1 pseudogene is annotated in these 472 nt (G+C 73.9%); it reads right to left on the bottom strand.

From position 1 onward, the window contains the following. Positions 1–125, bottom strand: a pseudogene (locus tag ACNFOC_RS55275) (aromatic amino acid lyase); the annotation flags it as partial. Between the last annotated feature and the right edge of the window lie 347 nt (positions 126–472).

Raw genomic sequence — 472 nt, 5'->3', positions numbered from 1 at the left:
GCGACGAGCCGTGCGTGCGCGATCGTGTCGCGTCCGGCACCGGCGACCTGCGGGGCGCACCGCACCGAGTAGGCGTCCTGGACGCGCGGCGCGCCGTCCTGGTGGTGCCCGACGATCTGCGCGCCGGCGGCGTACAGCACGCGGGCCGTCTCCAGGCCGATGCTGTCGCCGGTCAGAAACGGGAAGAACCTGGCCTCGGTCTGCGGCGGGAAGATCAACAGGACGTCGGTGCGGGTACGGTCCGCCGACTGGCTGGACGGCACCACCCACCTCCTCGTCTCACCGGTCTCGTCCGTCGGAGAGTTGCCTCGGCTCCCCGCGGCGGTCGCGCGCAGCGGCGGGAGCCGACTGCCGTCGGAGTGGACGCCGCGCACCGCGCAGCGCCGCCACGAGTCGGCGATCAGGCGGCCTCGAAGCGGTCATCCAGGCTTCGGCGCGGACGACGGCGCCGAGGCGCTCGTAGCTCTACACG

The organism is Streptomyces colwelliae (genome assembly GCF_048158785.1).
Taxonomy (GTDB): Bacteria; Actinomycetota; Actinomycetes; order Streptomycetales; family Streptomycetaceae; genus Streptomyces.
Note: the sequence above shows the minus strand (reverse complement) of the source record. Positions and strands in the feature narration are given on the sequence as shown.